Here is a 19,128-nt window from a genome sequence, read left to right as displayed (position 1 = left end):
AGGAATTCGGCTCCCGGGAGAGCGCGGCATAAGCCGTCAACCCATCGCGCAGGGAAGGCCGAGTGTTTGGCCACACCTGTATGCTGCTGTGCGGTTCTTCCTGCGCTACATCTTCGCGCAGCGGACCGCGGGTGCGAGGTCGGCACCCGGTCTTCCCTGCGCCCTCTTGGGTCTAGAGGGCGGAACAACGAAGCAAAGCTCGGGTGGAATCAGCCGCGAGAGCGAAAAGGCGCGTCCGCGTGCAACGGCACATCCCCGCTGGCCCATTGCAGACCGACCCAAAGGAAGAAGGCTGAGCACCCATGCTGACCTTCAATCCGGCCCGCATGGCGATCGGAGCACATGCTTAGGAGTCTAAAGCGCCTCAAGCTGATCGCATCCATCCGGCTCTAGAGCATGATCCGGAAAAGTGCGCAGCGGTTTTCCGAAAAGATCATGCTCAAATAACAACCTAAAGTGCGATGACGATTCATCCTAATCGCATCGCGCTTTAGAAAGTCGCGGCCATTGCAGCGAGGCGTCGATAAGCCCTTTCGCGGGCAGCATGGATCGGCTGCTGCGGTCCAATGGTTGGACCGATCAGCACGAAGCGGACATTGCTGATTCCGATAAAGCGCAGGATTTCCCGCAGATAAGGCGTTGCCATGTCGATGCGGCCACGGTTCATGCCGGTGGCGAAGTCGCTGCCGCTGGCAAGGATGACCAGCGTCGGCCGGTCATTCAGCAGCGGCAAATAACCCTGCAACGGATCGAAGCGAAAGGTGAGGCCCGGCTGGACGATGATGTCGAACCACTGCTTGAGCTTGTAGGGGATGCCGAAGTTCCACATCGGGGTCGAGATCAGAACCCGATCGGCGAGCGAAAAGCGCAGCGCCATTCGTTCGGCTTCGGCGAAGCCGTGACGTTGCGCTTCGTTGAAAGACTGCTCCTTCATGCGCGCATACTTGGCCTCGACAATGGGGCCTGCGAATTCCGGCATCGATTCGCGCCAGATGTCCACGACATCGACGTCCCAATCCGGCCGGGTCTGACGGAAGCTGTCAAGAAAGACGCCAGCTCCGGCACTGGACTCGGACTCTGCGCGGGGCGAGCAGGACAGATGCAGGAGCTTCGCCACGGCTCATCCCAGCGCTCTGATGACAGCATCGGCCTTGGTCACGACGGCGACGTTCTGCATGCCAAAATTGATCGAGGCGCTGTGCCAGTCGGCATTCATCGTCGAGCAGCAATCCTCGGGGACGATCATGAAATAGCCCTTGTCGGCGCCGGTCCGCGCCGTGTGTTCGACCGACATGTTGGTCCATGCGCCGGTATTGATGATCATGTCGCGGCCCGTGGCCTTGAGGATCGTCTCCAACCGCGTGCCTTCCCATGCGCTCATCCGCATCTTCTCGACGACGAAATCGCCGGGCCGCGGCTCGAGGCCGGAGACGGGGGCGGCGCCCCAGCTTCCCCGCACCATCGCCTTGCTGTCGACCAGCCCCTCGAACAGCGGGGCGTTGAGCGTAACGCCAGGGGCGCCGGGTTCGACGACGAACCAGACGTGGATGATGACGACGCCGCGGGCTCGTGCGATCTCGGCGAGACGGCGGACATTCTCCACAACCTGTTGCTGCTTCGCATGGCCAGGGGCACCGGACTCGGCGAACGCGCCGCCATCCATGATGACGTCGTTCTGGAGATCCTGGATGATCATCGCGCAGCGGCTGGGATCGAGCCGCATGTCGCCGTCGGTCAGGATGGGGGCTGCGGCCATCGGGGGGGCGCTTGCAGCGCCGCTGCTGCCTCGCCTGCCGCTCATATAAGGCTCGTGGCGCGGTCCGGTCTTGGTCGGGATGGCATAGACCGAGTGCGTCGAGGTCAGATACAGCGTGCGGAAATCCGGTCCGCCCCAGGCGAGGTTGGCAACCAGTTCGGGTACGCGGACTTTTCCGAGCAGCTCGCCGCGCGGCGAATAAACCCAGACGCCGCCAGGCGCGGTGACCCAGATATTGCCGTGCTGATCGCACTTCATGCCATCGGGCACGCCCGGCTCGAGCTCGGAGCGGATTCCACTTGCGAACACCCGTGCGTTCGACAGCGTGCCGTCGGCGTTGACGTCGAACACGCGGATCAGCGCCTGCACGGTGTCGTTGACATAGAGCAGCTTTTCGTCGGGCGAGAAGCAGAGCCCATTCGGCTGGTCGAACAGATTGCGGTCCACCACCAGCTTCGGTTCACTGCCGGGTGTCACCCTGTAGACGCCCTGGAAGCCGAGCTGCCGCGGCCGCTCGACGCCATAGACCGGCATGCGGCCATACCAGGGATCGGAGAAATAGATCGCGCCCGACGAGTGCACGCAGACGTCGTTGGGGCTGTTGAGCTCCTGTCCGCCGAAGTGCGAGGCCAGGACCTCGCGTCGTCCATCCGGTCGCTCTCGGATGAGCGATGAGGTCGCGTGCTCGCAGACGATCAGGTTGAGCTCGGCATCATAGGTCATGCCATTGCATTTGTTCGACGGACGTTTGACCTCGGCGACGCCGCGCCGCGCATCCCAGCGCCGGCGCACGTCGCCCGGCATGTCGGAGAACAGGAGGTAATGATCGACCGGATGCCAGATCGGCCCTTCCGTGAAATCAAAACCCGTTCCGATCTGTGCGACCGGCGCATAGGGGTCGATCAGGGTCTCGAATTCGGAGCGCAAGGTGACGTGCGTCATCGGTCGATATCCTCAAGGATACTTCAAGCCGGGAACCAGTTGCGTGCGGGCAGGGACTGCACGATCGGTCCGGGGACCTGATCGTGCAGCCGGCCGACGACGTTGCCGCCTTCGATCTTGGCCGGGCGATCGTGCACCGGCAGCAGATAGCGGGAATTGCTGAGCAGCTTCTTGATCGAGGCCTTCTCCGCCCGCTTGCTGGTGCCGTGGTTGCCCGTCGTGCGCGGCTCCCAGTCGTGGATTTCGTTGAATGGCGTGACGATCTGGTCGTTGAAGTCGTAGATCACGTCGCCGCAGATGGTGGCGATGCCGTCGGCAGTCTCGACAATGACGTTCATCGAGCCTTCGGTATGGGCATTGGCGGCATCACAATAAACACCGGGCATCAGCTCGATCGGGCCGGTGATTTCGAGGTCAAGAAAGCGCAGCGCGCTCTTGGTGTGCAGGCGGTCGATCAGGTGCTTGATGTCGGGCGCCGGATATTGCGGATGCATCAGGCCGGAGACCGAATATTCGAGCTCGCGGCGATTGACGACGACGGTCGTATTCATCGGGAACAGGTCATCCTTGCCGGCGTGGTCGATATGCAGATGGGTGTGGCAGACGAAGCGCACGTCACCCATGCGGACGCCGTGACGGGCGAGTTGGTTCTCGATCATGTGCTCATGGTATTGAAGCCCCCGCATGCCAAGCGTCTCCATGATCTGGTTGGAGCGGTAGCCGGTATCGACCACGACAGGATATTTGCCGCCGAGGATCAGGAAGCCGAGCGTGAGGACGCGGCGGGTGCGGCCGCAGTCGCGGCCGAGCACCAGAAAGCTCGATTCCAGCTCGATATCGCCATAGTCCAGGATCTTGATCTCCAGCGCCATTCGTTGCCCTCCTGTCTCGTGTCTTGTCTGTCAAAGCCGATAGACGCGCATCGCCGTCGTCCTGAAGATCGCGTCCTGCTGCGCCGCATTGAATGGGGCGGCAGCTGCGCGAAAGGCACTGACGAGTTCGCGATAGCTGGTCCACAATTTCTCGATCGGGAAGTTGGAGCCGAACAGGCATCGCTCGGCGCCGAAGATCGCGACGGTGTCGGTAAGCACGGCGGTGATATGCGCGGGATCGTTGCGATGGATGAAGGTTCCCAGCCCGGACAGCTTCGACACCACGTTCGGGCGGGCCGCGAGCCGGGCCATCCCGGCGCGCCAGGCCGCGCGTCCCGCAGGCGAGAGGTCCTCCAGCATGCCGGCATGCTGCAGGATGAACGTCACATTGGGGGAGGATTCCGCCAGCCGCGCGGCATCGGGCATCTGCGGCGTGAAGACCTGCAGGTCGAAGCTCCAGCCGTAATCGGCCAGACGCGCAATGTTGCGGCGGATCAAGGGATCGGTGCAGAGATCCTGACGGGCCGCGAAGCGGTACAACGGATTCTCGTGCCAATGCAGCTGCATGCGCACCCCGCGCACGAGGGAATAGCGCTTCAGGCGGTCGAGCTGCGGGCGGACGTCATCGACGGCGAAATTGGCATAGGCGACGATGGCGTGCGGCCAGCCGTGTTCATCGGCCGTCCGCTGCACCCAGGCTGCCTCGTCCTCGAAACGGTCGTTGGCCCAATTGGTCTGCACATAGACCGAGCAGGAGACGCCGGTGCCCTTGAGATCGTCGAGATACTCCTGGATCGGATAATCGCGGCGGATCGGCTCATAGGGTCCGAAGATGCGCGGCTGCATGGGGCCGCTCAGCCAGGGCAGATCGGCCTGCCGCCAGATGTGGTGATGGCCATCGACAATCTCGGTCACGCCGCTCTCCTTCGTCCGAGTGCCAGCATGTGCGCGACGATCGAGGCGCTCGATCCGCCGTCGACGAGATCGTCAACAAAGCGCTCGATCGCGACGAGCGCCTCGGTCTGCGGGCGGAAGCCCGGGCTGGTGGCGAGCGGCGTCAGCCAGCTCAGGCGCCAAGCACGCCGCGACAATGTCGCGACGGCATCGCGAAGAGCGTCGGGTTCGCCGCGCTCAAGTCCGTCGGAGACGACGATGACGGCGGCGCCGCGGGCGTATCCGCCGAATCGTGGCACTGCGAGAAAGGCTTGCAGCGCGTCGCCGATGCGGGTGCCACCGTCCCAGTCGCTGACGAGGTGGGCCGCTGCACTGAGCGCCTGCTCGCGCCGCTTCAGCCGTAGCGCGCGCGTGATGCGGGTCAGCCGTGTGCCGAAGGTGAAGACCTCGACGTTGCCCGTGGCCTGCACCAGCGCATGCGCCAGCTTCATGTTGTCCTCGGTGCGGCTCTTCATCGAGCCGGAGACGTCGATCAGCAGCAGCATCTTGCGCGGGCGCTGGCGCCGCTTCATGTGGCCGAGCCGCAAGATCTCGCCGTCGCTGCGCACACTGTCGCGCAGGGTGCGGCGAAGATCGGCGAAGGGGCCGCGGCGCGCCCGCATGCGACGGTGTCCGCGCCGCCGTGGCAGGCGCCGTTGGGCCTCGCGTGCCAGCCGCCGGAGCGCGTCGATCGTGGAGAGCTGCGCGAAGCGGCGCTCGACCAGCGCCTCGGTGCGCGTCGCGGCGAGGCCGGATTCATTGGCGTCATCGGAGAGCAGGGGTTCCTCGTCGCCGCGGCCTTCCTCCTGGAGACGGACGGTCTCCTCGTCCTCGCTCTCGTCGTCGCGCACAATGGCCTCGCTGCCGCGGAAATGCAGATCGAACAGCCGGTCGAAGGTGGCGCGGCGCTCGGGCGGCGGGGCGAGGGTGGCAAGAGCACATTGTCTGATGTCGTCGAGGTCGCGCGGGCCCAGCAGCGCGATCGCGGCGAGAAAGGCGGTGGTCTGCTCCGGCGCAACGGCGAAACCGTTGGCGCGCAGCAGCGCGACAAAGGAAATGAAGGTGCGGGCGGCGCGCGGGATCTGCGGTTCGGTGCTCATGCGGTCGCCTCCGCGAGTATCGCGTCGAGCCGCGGCGAGATGAAGTGCAGATCCTCCTCGTCCTTCAGCGCGACGCCGATCGAGCGCTTGAATGCGTCCGGCCAGCGCGCGCCGCCTCTGTTGAGGAGCGTCGCGGCCTCGGCCCAGTCGACAGCCTCGGCGATGCCCGGCGCCTTGCTGAGCGGTTCGCGCCGCAGCTTCTCCACGGCTGCGACGACAGCGCGGGCCGTGGCTTCGGCGACGCTGGATGCGCGCATCATGATGATCCGCGCCTCCCGCTCGGCAGTGGGATAGTCGATCCAATGATAGACGCAGCGGCGGCGCAAGGCTTCGTGCAGGTCGCGCGTCCGGTTCGAGGTCAGCACCACCACGGGACGCTCAGCTGCGCGGACCGTGCCGCGCTCGGGAATGGAGATCTGGAAGTCGGAGAGAAATTCGAGCAGGAACGCCTCGAATTCCTGGTCGGCGCGGTCGATTTCGTCGATCAACAGCACTGTGGAATCAGGCGCGCGGAGGGCGGCCAACATCGGCCGCTCGATCAGGAAGGTTTCGCCGTAGATGTCGATGCTCTCGTCGCCGGCCTGGCGGATCGCCAGCATCTGGCGCGGATAGTTCCACTCATAGAGCGCAGCAGATGCGTCGATGCCCTCGTAGCATTGCAAGCGGATGAGGCGGCGGCCGAGCACGGCGGCGATCGCCTTTGCTGCTTCCGTCTTGCCGACGCCCGGCGCGCCCTCTAGCAGCAGTGGCTTGCCGAGCGCGAGACCCAGATAGGCCGCAGTCGCGAGGCCTTCATCGGCGAGGTAATAGGCCGCGCGAAGCGCCTTCTCCAGCGCCTCCGGGCTGTCGATCCCCACGATGTTGCTGCGAACCGCCACGACTGATCCCCTAGCGTCGCGCCTGGGGCCGCGCACCGCCCTGGGCCTTGATCGCGCGCAGCACCTTCTCGGGCGTGATCGGCAGCTCGTCGATCCGAACGCCGACCGCGTTGAAGATCGCATTCGCAACGGCCGGCAGCACCGGGTTGGCGCACATCTCGCCGGGACCCTTGGCGCCGAACGGACCATCAGGGGCAGGACGCTCCAGCACCGCGATGTCGTGCGGACAGATGTCGCCGGGGCCGGGCATCAGATATTCGACGAAGTCGCGCGGGCCATGAACGGGATCGGGATAGTACGGCTCGGGCGTCTCGTAGAGCGCATGACTGACGCCCATCCAGGCGCCGCCGACCAGCTGTTGCTCGACGAGCCGCGGATTGAGCGCGCGCCCGAGCTCGTAGGCCGAGTCCATCCGCACCATCGCGACCTCGCCGGTCTCGTCGTCAACCTCGACTTCGGCGACGAGGCAGGCGTGGGCGTAACAGGTTGCCGGTGACATTTCGCCGGTTTCGGGGTCGACGTCGGAGAGCGGCACGAGAAAGATGCCGCGCCCGGAGATGGTCTTGCCCTGCTTGAATTGCGCCGCGATCGCGACATCCTTGGTCGAGATCGAGCGATGCGGGGCGCCCTTGACGTGAATGTTGCCGCGGCCATCGGTTTCGAGATCGTTGGCATTGACCTCGAGCTCCTCGGCTGCCGCCTCCATCATTACCCCGCGCGCTTCGCTGGCGGCGGCCATCACGGCGTTGCCGACGCGGTGGGTGCCGCGCGAGGCGAACGAGCCCATGCAGTGCGGGCCCGTGTCGGAGTCTGCAGTATCGACATAGACGTCTTCGACGGGCACGCCGAGCGTTTCGGCGCAGATCTGCCGCGTCACCGATTTCATGCCCTGGCCGAGATCAATCGACGACAACGCCACCGTGAACTTGCCACTGGGATTGGAGTGGACCAGTGCCTGGCTCGGGTCGCCGCCCAGGTTCATGCCGATGGGATAATTGATCGACGCCATGCCGCGTCCGCGATGCCTGGTCATCTCAACGTCTCCTGGTGCCAAAGACAGAGGAGAAGCGGGTGGCGCCATGGGATGGCGCTGTCGGGCGCGGCGGAGGAGGCGGGGGCGGCTCGTGCGGCGGTTCACGCGTCGCGGTCACGGGCGCGCGGTCATAGGTCGTGCGCTGCTGCGCGGGTGCAGCGGACTGCGCCCGCGGTTCCGTTGGCGTCGGCGGAATTGCGGCACGGATGCCGCCACCGTCCTTGCGGGAGGAGGCGCGCCTGAATTCGTCGCGGATCGGCCATTTGGCTTTTTCAGCGGCGACCTGAACGCATTCGATCAGCGCCGTGTTTTTGGCCTCGCGCCGGTGCGCCTTCATGTCGCCGTCGCGGTAAGCGTTGAGGATACGAAACTCCATTGGGTCCATGCCGATGAGGTTTGCGAGCTTGTCCATCTGGCATTCGATGGCGAAATCCATCGCGGTGACGCCGAAGCCGCGCATGGCGGTGGCCGGCGTTCGATTGGTGAAGACGCAATAGACGTCGCCGTAGACGTTCGGGATGGTATATGGGCCCGGCAGGTGAGCTGCGCATTTGACCGCGGCGTAGCTCGACAGCCGCGTATAGGCGCCGCTGTCGAAATAGGCGCGGATCTTGCGCGCGACGATACGGCCATCGCGCATCACGCCGTCCTTGATGAAGATGCGTTCGGCGCCGCGCGGCGGGCCGTACTGCATTTCCTCCTCGCGCCCAAACACGTAGCGGACCGGACGCCCGGTTAGCATCGCCCCCAAGATGGCGAGCGGTTCGGTCAGCGTATCCACCTTGCCGCCGAAGCCGCCGCCGACCGTGCCGCCGATGAAGTGGAAGGTGTTGGAAGGCACGTCCAGAATCTTGGCGCAAGTATCGACCGAGAAGAACAGCGCCTGCGTCGAGGTGTAGACGACATAGCGGCCATTGGCGTCGGGCGCGGCGATGGCACCATTGGTCTCGGTCGGCGCGTGCTCGATCGGCGACATCTGGTAGCGCTGCTCGAGCACATGGTCGGCGGTCGCGAGCGCGGCATCGGCGTCGCCGAAGCGCAGCTTTTGATGATCGTAGACGTCGTGATAGGTGAAGGCGTTTTTGGGATAGGTCTCGTTGACCACGGGCGCGCCCGGCTTCAGCGCGTCCTCGACGTCGAACACCGCCGGAAGAGGCTCATAGTCGACCTTGACCTTTGCGACAGCCTCGAACGCCTCGCGCTCGCTGTCGGCGACAACAGCGGCGATCGGCTCGCCCTTATAGCGCACCTTGTCAACCGCAAGCGAAGGCTCGTCGTCCTTGCCGAAGTTGATCAGGCTGAGCAACGTGTTGAGATTGTGCGGCACGTCGGCGCCGCGAATGATGCGCCGTACGCCCGACGAGCGCTCCGCTTCCGTGGTGTCGATACGGCGTAGCCTTGCGTGCGCCTGCGTCGAGCGCACGACCTTCAGATGCAGCATGCCCTGAAGCTTGTGGTCGTTGAAATAGCTCGAGGTGCCCGTGACATGTCCGAGCATGTCTTGCCGCTGCGTGCCCTTGCCGATTTCCTTTAAGTTATCGTCGCGCTCGTCGGCGAAAATGTCCTTGCGCAATTCCAGCATGGTCGCATCCCCTCACGCGCTGACCCGGCCGCCCGCGACCGCCAGGATGGCATTGATGATCGGCTCGTAGCCGGTGCAGCGGCAGATGTTGCCCGAGATGGCCTCGATGACCTCGTCCCGGTTTGGCGAGGGATTGCGGTCGAGCAGGGCTTTTGCGGCCATCAGCATGCCCGGCGTGCAATAGCCGCACTGGGCCGCAAAGTTGTCGGCAAAGGCGCGCTGGAGTGGGTGCAGGTTCGGGCCCTGCTTCATGCCGTCGAGCGTCTCGACCGAACGGCCCGCGACCGTTTCAGCGAGGGTCAAGCAGGACAGGTGGAGCTCGCCATCGACCAGCACACTGCAGGTGCCGCAGCCACCCTGGCCGCAGCCGAACTTTGGCGTCATGTCACCGATCAACTCGCGCAGGGCCACCAGCAGATTGGTGCCGCCGTCGACGAAGATCGCGACGTCGCGGCCGTTGTGACGAAATTGGAGGGGAATCTTGGACATGGGCTCTATTCCTGTCCCGACAGCAGGCGGCGCAGATGGACGCCGACGATCTCGCGGCGATACCAGGCGCTTCCGAGCGCGTTGTCGGATGGCGATGTTCCTTCGGTGGCTGCGGATGCGGCGGCGGCGATGGTCGCGGCATCCAGCAGGCGGCCCTCGAGCGCACGCTCGGCGGCGCGGGCGCGGATCTGCGTCGGCGCCATCGAGCCGAGCGCAATCCGAGCGCCTGCGATCCGGCCGCCGCTGATCGGTATATGCGCGGCCAACGTGATGACTGAGCCGCCCTTCGGCTTGATGCGCGCGATCTTGCGATAGCGGAACGCCTCGGTGCTTGCCGGCCGGGTGCAGGAGATTGACAGGACCAATGTGCCGGCCTGCCTGTCGCGTGCCTGCAAGAATTCCTCGATTCCGATGTCGCGCGAACCAAAGCTGCCTTGCACGGCCACGGTGGCGTCGAGCGCCAGCAGCGCCACGGTGAAATCGCCGTAGGGGTTCGGCGCAAACAGATTGCCGCCGACGGTCCCCATATTGCGCACGGCGGGGCCGCCGATCGAGCGCGCCGGGGCGTGCAGGAAGGCGAGGTCGCGCTCGGCGAGCACGCGTGCGAAGGTCACGCCGGCCCCGAGCGTCACGCGCGGGCCCGCTGCGTCGATCCGGGTCAAAGCGAGGTCCTGGGCGCGGACAATGGTCGAGATCGAAACGTCTCCCTCGTTCAGCGCCCGCATCACCAGCGTTCCGCCGCCGAGATAGCGCGCGCTGCGGTCCGAGGACAGCGCCCCGGCCGCCTCGCTGACATTCGCAAAGGTCTTGACTGTCACGGCCATGGCTTAAGCGGCCTCCTTCAGGTGTCGGCGGATTGCTTCGAACCCAGCCTGATAGATGTCTTCGGCGACCATGTGGGTGATGTGGTCGCGATCTTCCGGCTTCGTGGTGAAGCGGGATTCCCAGTGCCAGAAAGTCCGGTCACCGTCGGTGACCGGCAGAAGCCGGACATGGGCGACGTAGTTGAACATCGGCACCGGCGTATCGAGCAGGCAATAGCTGAAGGACTGTTCCAGGTCGGACAGCGCCAGGAGCTGCTCGCGCAACTCCGCGCCATCGCGGAGCCTGAACCGCCTGACACAGCCGATCTTGTCCGAAGATTGCGCGCGCTCGATGGTGGAGGTCGCAACCGCCGGATGCCAGCGATCATGCCCGTTGAAATCGCGCAGCACGTTCCACACCGTGTCGGTCGGCGCATTCAGGATCGTGCTCTTGACGATATGCGGCACGATCTCAGCCTCCAAACACGCGCTTGAGCGCATCAAAGCCGCCCTGGAACACGCCCCCACCGATGTTGTTGACGAGCTCGGTCTCGCGCTCCGGCGCGCAATCGAACTCGGCGGTCCATTCCACAAAAGTCTGGTCGCCGTCAGTGACGGGCGTCAACCGCAGGGTCGCAACATAGTTCTCAACTCCCATCGGGGATTCCAGGATCGAGTAGGTGCAGAACATGTCGTAGTCGGACAGACCCAAGAGCTTCTCACGGATGCGATCGCCATTGCGCAGGCGAAAATCTCGCACGCAACCGATCTTGTCGGCGGGCTCGCCACCCTCGATGCGGCTTTCGGCGATGGCCGGGTGCCAGTTCGGCAGGCCGTTGAAGTCGCGCACCCGCGCCCAGACACGGTCATTACGGGCATTGACGACGGTGGAGACATAGACGCGGGCCATGGCGCAACCTCAGCTCTTCTTCCGCGGCCCGCGCTCGGCCGGTGCTTCGCCACCCTCAGCCGCGGGTGGGGAGGCCGCAGGCTTGTCGCCGCCACCCTTGCGTGCGGAATCCTTGATCCCTTGCATGTCGCGGGCCTCGCGGATCAGGCCGGGCATCTTGGCGAGGCTGCCGCCCTCGACGCCGATGTCGGACAGAATGGAATCGATCAGTGGCGCCTGGACGCGGTAGCGCAGGGCGGAGTCGATCACCTCGTCGGTGGCGCTGCGGCCGCCATTGCCGCCATGTCCGTTGCCGTTGAGGCCATCGACCTGGAGGATGCGGATGCCTTCGATCTTCTCCATCGGCTTGACGCTCTCGCGCACGATGCCCTCGATGCGGTCGAGCAGCTTTCTGCGGAACAGCGAGTAACGCGCCTGGTCGGTAAGGACGTTTTCGGCCTCGTTCAGCATGCGCTGCGCCTCGGCCTCGACGGCGGCTCGCACGCGCTCGGCCTCTGCGGCGATGCGGATTTCCTCAGCCTGCTTTTCGGCGAGCAGCACCTCGACCGTCTTGCGACGCTTTGCGATCTCGCTCTCGCGGGCGGTGACGACGCGCTCGGCCGCCTCGGTGGCGCGCATGCGGGCCTCTTCGGCGGCGGCACGGGCCGCTGACTCCTCAAGTGATTTCTGATGGATGGCGATGGCTTTCTCCATCAGGACCGTCTCGACGTCCTTCTCTCTGTTAACCTCGAGCTTGCGCAGCTCGCGTTCGCGGCCGATGCGGGCTTCGTCGAGCCCACGATCGGACGCGATGCGGGCGCGTTCGACCTCTTCGCGGGAGGCGATTTCGGCCTCCTGGAGCGACTGGACGCGAGCGACCTCGAGCTGCTCGATGGCGCGCCGTCGCTCGAGGCGAGCCGCCTCGAGCGCTTGCTCCCGCGAGACGTCGGTGGTCTCGATCTCCTTGCGCGCGACGATCTCGGCCTGCTTGACCTGGCGGTCAGCGTCGATGCGTTCGGAGCGCTTGGTGGAGAGGGCGATGACACGATCCTCGTCTGCGATCTCGACCGCCTTCTTCTGCTCGATATTGAGCACCTCGCGCTTCTTGGAGGAATTGATGCGCTCGGCCTCGAGCGCCAGATCGACCGTGATGCGCTGACGCTCGATGGCGTCGCGCCGCTTCAACTCGGCCGCCTCCAGAGCGCCCGTCCGCTCGATCTCGAGGGAACGGGTGTCGCGCTCGGCCTGGATGCGCTCGGCGGCAACTGCCTTCTCCTGGGCGATACGGGCGGCCTCAATCGCCTCGCGCGAGGCAATATCGGCCTCCTCGACGGCACGATTGCGGGCGATCTCCAGCGAGCGTACGCGCTCCTCCTGAGCGATGCGCGTCGCCTCGGTGGTTTCGCGCGCGGCGATGCCGGCGACGTCGAGCGCCCGGTTGCGCTCGATCTCGAGCTGACGGGTGTTCTGCTCGGCGGCGATCCGCTCGGCGGCCAGCGTCCGTTCGCGCGCGATGCGGGCGGCTTCGACCGCGCGCTGCGCCTCGATCTCGGCCTCCTGGATGGTCCGTACCTGCTGGATCTCCAGCGCGCGGGTGCGCTCATCGGAGGAGATGCGTTCGACATTGACAATCAGCGTCTGGGCGATGCGCGCCTTTTCAGTGGCCTCGCGCGCGGCGATCTCGGCTTCGTCCACGGCGCGGCTGCGCTCGATCTCGCGACGACGGGTCTCCTCCTCGTTGGCGATACGCGCATCGGTGACGACGCGATCCTGCTGGATCCGGGCCTTCTCGATGGCTTCGCGGGCGGAAATTTCGGCTTCCTCGACCGTGCGCATCCGCTCGATCTCGCGCTGGCGGACTTCGCGCTCGGACGCGATACGGGTCGTGTCGATCGAGCGCTGGTTGGCGATACGGGTCTTCTCGATTTCCTCGCGCGCCAGCAGCTCCTTCTCCTCGATGGTGCGCGTCCGCTCGATCTCCTTCTGGCGGGTCTCGCGCTCCGAGGCGATGCGGGCCTCCGCGATCGCCTGGTCGTTGGCAATGCGGGCACGCTCAATGGCCTCGCGCGCGGAGATCTGTGCCTGTTCGGCCTCGGTCTCGCGTAGCGCGCGCTCGCGGGCGACTTCGGTGCGTTGGAGGGCGCGGCGCATCTCGATGTCGCGTTCCTGCTCAAGGCGTGCGGTCTCGCTCTCGCGCTCGATTTCGAGCGCCTGCCGCTCGGCCTCCAGGTTGCGCGAGCGGATCTTGATCATCGAGTCCTGCTCGATGTCGTTGCGCAGCTTCCGCTTGGCCTCGATGTCCTCCATCAGGCGCGTCAGGCCTTCGGCGTCAAAGCGGTTCGACGGGTTGAAGAATTCGAGGTCGGTCTGATCGAGATCGGTGATCGCGACCGATTCCAGCTCGAGGCCGTTCTGGGCGAGGGCCTCGGCGGCATTGGTCTTGACGCGTGCGACATAGTCGCCGCGCCGCTCGTGCATCTCCTCCATCGTCATTTCGGAGGCGACCGAGCGGATCGCGGAGATGAACTTGCCGGCCAGCAGCGCATGCAACTGTTCCGGTTCCATGGTGCGGCGGCCGAGGGTTGCAGCCGCGATGGAGACAGCTTCGCGGGTCGGCTGCACGCGAACATAGAAGTCGGCCTCGATGTCGACGCGCATGCGGTCGCGGGTGATCACGGCGTCCTGCCTCGAGCGCACGATGCCCATCGGCAAGACGTTCATGTTGACCGGCGTGTAATCGTGGATGAACGGCAGCACGAAGGCGCCGCCATTGATCACCACGCGCTCGCCGAGGAAGCCGGTCCGGACGAACGAGGTCTCCTTGGAGGAGCGGTGGTAGAGCCAGTTGACGATGTAGACGCCGACCACGATCACGACGATCGCGACGATCAGCCAGAGGATCAATTCACCGACCAGAATCCCTGACATCTTTCCCTCCCTCGAACTTTCGGCGTTATCGCGCGCCGATCGCCTTGAATTGACGCACCTGCTCCGTCAGCGCCCGTTCCACGGGCAGTCGCTCCATCGAGGACGCGCCGTAGAAGCCGTGGCAATAACGGGTGTTCTTCATGATGAAATCGGCGTCGGCGGGATCGGCGATCGGGCCGCCATGGGCCAGCACCAGGATCTCTGGATTGACGCTGAGCGCCGCTGTGGCCCAGGTATCGATATGCTCTGGACAGTCGTTGAGCTTTGGCGCGGTCTGCGCGCCGATCGTGCCGCCGGTCGTCAACCCCATGTGGCAGACGATGATATCCGCGCCGGCGATCGCCATCGCTGCGGCTTCCTTCTCGCTGAACACATAGGGCGTCGTCAGCATGTCCTTGTCGTGGGCCTTGGCGATCATGTCGATCTCGAGCGCATAGGACATGCCGGTCTCTTCGAGATTGGCGCGGAAAGTGCCGTCGATAAGGCCGACGGTCGGAAAGTTCTGGACACCCGCAAATCCGAGCGTCTTCAGCTGGTCGAGAAACACATCCATGTCGCGGAATGGATCGGTGCCATTGACACCGGCAAGCACCGGCGTCCGGGTGACCACGGGCAGCACCTCGCCGGCCATTTCGAGCACGATGGCATTGGCATCGCCGTAAGCCATCAGGCCGGCGAGCGAGCCACGGCCGGCCATGCGATAGCGGCCGGAATTGTAGATCACGATGAGATCGACGCCGCCGGACTCCTCGCACTTGGCTGACAGGCCGGTACCGGCGCCGCCGCCGACGATCGGCTCACCGCGCCTTGCCATGTCGCGGAACTTCTTCAGGAGGGCAGCGCGTTCAAACCTGGCCATCGGTTACCTCGCTAGTCTCCGCCGCGCGCCGGTGCGGCCGAACAGCGTTCGGAACGCACTGACGACGGCGGCGGCGAAGTCGGGATCGTTGATGTTCTTGGGCATGCGAATGAGCTGGCGATTGGCGGTCTGTCGGACGTTGCGCTCCAGCGCGCGGAACAGCGCGGCGTCGGCTTCCGGGTCCCAGAATGGCTGGCCTCGCGCATCGAGCGCGGAGACGCCGCCCTCGGGCAGGAAGAAACGGACGGGGCCGTCCATCTGGTTGATGCGGTCGGCGATCCAGCGGCCCATGCGTTCGTTCTCTTCGGCCGTCGTCCGCATCAACGTCACCTGCGGATTGTGGACGTGGAATTTGCGGCCACGGTAGCGGTCGGGAATGGTGTCGGGAGCGCCGAAATTGACCATGTCGAGAGCACCGACCGAGCCGACATAAGGCAAGCGGCTGCGAATGATCGCGCCTAGGCGATCCTCCGTCGCGGGAAACACGCCTCCCATGAGGAGATCACAGATCTCGGTCGTGGTGAGGTCGATAACGCCCGAGAGCTGACCGGACTCGACGAGTTTTTCCATGGAGCGGCCGCCGACGCCGGTAGCATGGAAGACCAGGCACTCGAAATCATCGCGCAGCTCGGCTGCGATCTTCTGCACCGCCGGCGTGGTGACGCCGAACATGGTGATGCCGACCGAGGGCAGGCTGCCAGCTTGGCGCGCCGTCGCGACGCGTTGATCGAGCCTTGCCTTGACCATGCCGGCGATCGCATTGGCGCCGTTGGCCAGCACGACACGCGAGATCGAGTTCAACCCCTGCACGTCGGTCACCGAGTACATCATCGTGATGTCGGCAGGGCCGACATAGGGCCCGACGTCGCCGGAGGCGACAGAGGAGATAATCAGCTTGGGCACGCCGACGGGAAGGGCGCGCATGGCCGGCGCAACCAGCGACGCCGCGCCCGAACCGCCGGCCGAGATCACGCCGGCAATGTTGTCCTGGCGTCGCAGCCAATTGGCGAACGCGTCAGCCATCGCGGTCACGGCGGCTCCGCGATCGGCGCCGAACACGGCGGATCCGCCGCGGGCGTGGTTCAGCGCGATCTCCTGCGCGGAGACATCGCAGCTGCAATGCCGGCCGCCGGTCGACACGTCGACCAGCCGTGTGCGAAGGCCGGCTGCCGCGATGATGTCGCGGATGAAGCGCAGCTCGGTGGCTTTGGTGTCAAGCGTGCCGACGACCAGCACTACGGGCGGGCCTGCAGTCTGCGTCGCAGCGGGCTCGCGCCTGCGCTGTGTCGTCTCCTCCGGCCGCGTGACCTGCGTGGAGACGGTGCGGGCCGACGCCTCGATGCGGGCGATCGGCACCGGTTGCGACCATCGTGTCGGGAGCGTGGGGTTGGAGATGTAGATGCGGATCGGCCCGTCACGCTGCGGCGCAGGCGCGGGCTTCACCTCTGGGCCGGACTCGGCGAGGTCGATGTCCGGCTCGAGCTCGGCGTGAAGCCCGACGCCGAGCAGGCGCTGCTGCAGGTCGCGGTCGGCGGCGAGGCGGCCGGAGTCGATGATGCGGTTGATGCGGCCGTTGACCATGATCGCGACATTGCGCGAGATGGCGGTGGCGACGCCGATGTTCTGCTCGATCACGAGCACGGACATGTCGCCGTCCTCGCCGAGCTGCAGCAGCATCTCCTCGACCTGTGCGACGATGACGGGCGCGAGCCCTTCGGTCGGCTCATCCATGATCAACAGATGCGGATTGGTGAGCAGCGCGCGCGAGATGGCCAGCATCTGCTGCTCACCGCCGGACAGCTGGCCGCCACCGTGGCCCTTGCGTTCGGCGAGGCGGGGGAAGGTGTCGTAGATGCGTTCGACGGTCCAGGCGCCGGAGCGCATCCCGCCGGCAAGCTGCAGATGCTCATCGACGCTGAGCGAGCGCCAGAGACGGCGGCCTTGCGGCACATAGCCGACGCCGAGCCGCGCGATCTGGGCCGGCGGACGCCGCGTGATGTCCTCGCCGCGCACGCGAATCGAGCCGCCGCTCACACCAACGAGACCCATGATCGCCTTGCACAGCGTGGTCTTGCCCATGCCGTTGCGGCCGACGACCGAGAACACGCCGCTCTCCAACGTGAGGTCGACGCCTTGCAGCGCGTGCGAGTGACCGTAATAGACGTCGAGGCCGCGGACCTCGAGCGTGGCAGTGGAGCGGCGAACCTCATTCATGGCCGCCTCCGAGATAGAGTTCCTGCACCTCGGGATCGGACTGGATCTCTTGCGGCAGGCCTTCCTTGAAGACGCGGCCGTTGTGCATCATCGTGACGCTTTCGACGACGCGCAAGGCGACGTCCATATCGTGCTCGATGATGATGTAGCCGATATGCGCCGGCAGCGAGGTCAGAATCTCGATCAGCTCGGCCCGTTCGGTCGGTGACAGGCCCGCGGCCGGCTCGTCGAACAGGATGAAACGCGGTGCGCCGGCGAGCGCGAGGGCGATCTCGAGCTGACGTTGTTGGCCGTGCGCGAGTTCGGCCACGCGCTGGTCCTTGACGGCGGACAGATGCACGGCCTGCACGAGGTTGTCGGCCGCGTGCATCAGGGCATCGTTCTGTCCCGGGCGAAGGAACGAGAAGCGCCCGCGCGAGACCCCGCGGCAGGCGAGGTAGACGTTGTCCTGCACGGTGAGGCCGGGGAACAGCGCCGAGATCTGGTAGGTCCGGCGCAGTCCGCGGCGGATGCGCTCATAGGGCGGGAAGTGAGTGACGTCCTCGCCAAAGAAGCGGATGGTCCCGGAGGAGGGCGGAAAGTCGCCGGTGATGCAGTTGAACAGGGTGGTCTTGCCGGCGCCGTTGGAGCCGAGCACGGCGCGCCGCTCGCCCGGGCGGACGGTGATGGTGACGTCGGTCAGTGCGGCGAGCGCGCCGAACAGCCGTGTCACGCCGCGTAGTTCCAGCGCGGCGCCGGCGCCGACGGCGGAAAGTCGTTGGGCAACACTATCCACGACGGTGCCCTCCACCTGATCGATCGTCGCGGGGACGCTGGCTTCGACGCCAATGCTGCCACAGGCCGATGACACCATCCGAGGACCAGAACACGATGGCGAGGAAACCGAGCCCGATCAGCAGCCGGAAGCGGTTGCCGTCGAGACCCAGCCGGATCAGAACATCGAGCGCAAAGGTCCGCAGCAGCACGAAGATCAAAGCGCCGATGAAGGGGCCGATCGGGCGCGTGATGCCGCCGACAACGGCGATGATCAGCACGTCGATGCAGGCCCCGACGCTCACCGAGCCCGGCGAGATCTGGCGATAGTTCCAGACCTGGAGGACGCCGGCGAGCGCGGCTACGAAGGAGGCGAATGCGTAGGCGGCGACGCGGTGCGCATTGACGTTGAAGCCGAGCGCTGCCATGCGCCGCGGATTGTCGCGTACGCCCTGTAGCGCAAGCCCGAATGGCGCGCGTGAGAGATATTCGACGGCGAAATAGCAGAGCGCGGCGACTGCGAGCACGACATAATAAAAGGGAATGTCGGCGCGCCAGTTCACGCCCCAGAAGTGAGGGGTGGCCACGGTGTTGATACCGGTGTGGCCGTTGAAGATCGCCCAGTTCTGGTTGGTGAAATAGTAGAAGGCAGCTCCAATCGCGAGCGTGATCATGATGGTGTAAATACCTTCGGTGCGCACCGCGAGCGCGCCGCCGAGCGTGCCGAATGCCGTTGCCAGCGCCAGCGCCATCGGCACCGCGAGCCACCACGGCCAGCCGAGGCTGATATTGGCGTTGCCGCTGACGCCAAACACCGCGACCATATAGGCGGCAAAGCCCGCGATGGTGAGCTGCATCAGGCTGACCATGCCGCCATAGCCGGCGAGGAACATCAGGCTCAGCGCCATGATGCCGAGGATCAGCGTCGTCGCGAAGATCTCGATCAGGAAGAAGCCGTTGGCGATCAGCGGCATGATCAGGAGAATGACCGCGACGACCCAGGCGGCGGGATTGTTGATCTCCGGCCATGTCCGTACGGGCCGCTGCGCCGATGCAGCGGGACGAGCGGCAAGGCGGACGTCAGGGGCGAGCGACAT

At 65.6% G+C, this 19,128-nt stretch carries 17 protein-coding genes; all 17 read right to left on the bottom strand.

Features of this window, described 5'->3' with window-relative positions; all coding sequences use genetic code 11:
- Positions 1-490: 490 nt before the first annotated feature.
- The 17 genes from XH89_RS24640 to XH89_RS24560 are packed head-to-tail and all read right to left on the bottom strand — an operon-like array spanning position 491 to position 19,128.
- Positions 491-1,117, bottom strand: coding sequence for an FMN-dependent NADH-azoreductase (locus XH89_RS24640; protein ID WP_194462984.1), 627 nt, complete (start codon positions 1,115-1,117; stop codon positions 491-493).
- 3 nt (positions 1,118-1,120) lie between these two features.
- On the bottom strand, positions 1,121-2,698 hold the full coding sequence (locus tag XH89_RS24635; protein ID WP_194462983.1) for an isochorismatase family protein: 1,578 nt from the start codon (positions 2,696-2,698) through the stop codon (positions 1,121-1,123).
- Between the two features lie 23 nt (positions 2,699-2,721).
- On the bottom strand, positions 2,722-3,570 hold the full coding sequence (locus XH89_RS24630) for an N-acyl homoserine lactonase family protein (protein WP_194462982.1): 849 nt from the start codon (positions 3,568-3,570) through the stop codon (positions 2,722-2,724).
- A gap of 30 nt (positions 3,571-3,600) precedes the next feature.
- Positions 3,601-4,485: an amidohydrolase gene (locus tag XH89_RS24625; protein ID WP_194462981.1), complete on the bottom strand. Its 885-nt coding sequence runs from the start codon at positions 4,483-4,485 to the stop codon at positions 3,601-3,603.
- Positions 4,482-5,603, bottom strand: a complete 1,122-nt coding sequence (locus tag XH89_RS24620) for a VWA domain-containing protein (RefSeq protein WP_194462980.1) — start codon at positions 5,601-5,603, stop codon at positions 4,482-4,484. Before XH89_RS24620 ends, XH89_RS24625 begins: the two co-directional genes overlap by 4 nt.
- Positions 5,600-6,481, bottom strand: coding sequence for a MoxR family ATPase (locus XH89_RS24615; protein ID WP_194462979.1), 882 nt, complete (start codon positions 6,479-6,481; stop codon positions 5,600-5,602). The genes XH89_RS24620 and XH89_RS24615 overlap by 4 nt, the downstream gene beginning before the upstream one ends.
- Before the next feature lie 10 nt (positions 6,482-6,491).
- On the bottom strand, positions 6,492-7,514 hold the full coding sequence (locus XH89_RS24610) for a xanthine dehydrogenase family protein molybdopterin-binding subunit (protein ID WP_194462978.1): 1,023 nt from the start codon (positions 7,512-7,514) through the stop codon (positions 6,492-6,494).
- A gap of 1 nt (position 7,515) precedes the next feature.
- Complete coding sequence (locus XH89_RS24605; protein ID WP_194462977.1) at positions 7,516-9,096, bottom strand: xanthine dehydrogenase family protein molybdopterin-binding subunit; 1,581 nt, start codon at positions 9,094-9,096, stop codon at positions 7,516-7,518.
- 12 nt (positions 9,097-9,108) lie between these two features.
- Positions 9,109-9,585, bottom strand: a complete 477-nt coding sequence (locus XH89_RS24600; protein WP_194462976.1) for a (2Fe-2S)-binding protein — start codon at positions 9,583-9,585, stop codon at positions 9,109-9,111.
- Between the two features lie 5 nt (positions 9,586-9,590).
- Positions 9,591-10,409, bottom strand: a complete 819-nt coding sequence (locus tag XH89_RS24595; protein WP_194462975.1) for a xanthine dehydrogenase family protein subunit M — start codon at positions 10,407-10,409, stop codon at positions 9,591-9,593.
- Positions 10,410-10,412: 3 nt separating this feature from the next.
- Positions 10,413-10,856, bottom strand: a complete 444-nt coding sequence (locus XH89_RS24590) for an SRPBCC family protein (RefSeq protein ID WP_194462974.1) — start codon at positions 10,854-10,856, stop codon at positions 10,413-10,415.
- 4 nt (positions 10,857-10,860) lie between these two features.
- Positions 10,861-11,298 (bottom strand): SRPBCC family protein, encoded by a 438-nt coding sequence (locus XH89_RS24585; RefSeq protein ID WP_194462973.1) that lies wholly within the window; start codon positions 11,296-11,298, stop codon positions 10,861-10,863.
- Positions 11,299-11,307: 9 nt separating this feature from the next.
- Positions 11,308-14,205: a flotillin family protein gene (locus tag XH89_RS24580; RefSeq protein WP_194462972.1), complete on the bottom strand. Its 2,898-nt coding sequence runs from the start codon at positions 14,203-14,205 to the stop codon at positions 11,308-11,310.
- 25 nt (positions 14,206-14,230) lie between these two features.
- Positions 14,231-15,064 carry a phosphoenolpyruvate hydrolase family protein gene (locus XH89_RS24575; protein ID WP_194462971.1) on the bottom strand — a complete coding sequence of 278 codons (834 nt, stop codon included), beginning with the start codon at positions 15,062-15,064 and terminating at the stop codon, positions 14,231-14,233.
- A gap of 3 nt (positions 15,065-15,067) precedes the next feature.
- Positions 15,068-17,278, bottom strand: coding sequence for an ABC transporter permease (locus XH89_RS24570; protein ID WP_194462970.1), 2,211 nt, complete (start codon positions 17,276-17,278; stop codon positions 15,068-15,070).
- Positions 17,271-18,053 carry an ABC transporter ATP-binding protein gene (locus XH89_RS24565; RefSeq protein ID WP_194462969.1) on the bottom strand — a complete coding sequence of 261 codons (783 nt, stop codon included), beginning with the start codon at positions 18,051-18,053 and terminating at the stop codon, positions 17,271-17,273. Before XH89_RS24565 ends, XH89_RS24570 begins: the two co-directional genes overlap by 8 nt.
- Positions 18,046-19,128, bottom strand: coding sequence for a branched-chain amino acid ABC transporter permease (locus tag XH89_RS24560; protein ID WP_194462968.1), 1,083 nt, complete (start codon positions 19,126-19,128; stop codon positions 18,046-18,048). Before XH89_RS24560 ends, XH89_RS24565 begins: the two co-directional genes overlap by 8 nt.

The sequence above is a fragment of the Bradyrhizobium sp. CCBAU 53340 genome (assembly GCF_015291645.1).
Taxonomy (GTDB): Bacteria; Pseudomonadota; Alphaproteobacteria; order Rhizobiales; family Xanthobacteraceae; genus Bradyrhizobium.
This window is presented reverse-complemented; position numbering and strand designations above follow the sequence as displayed.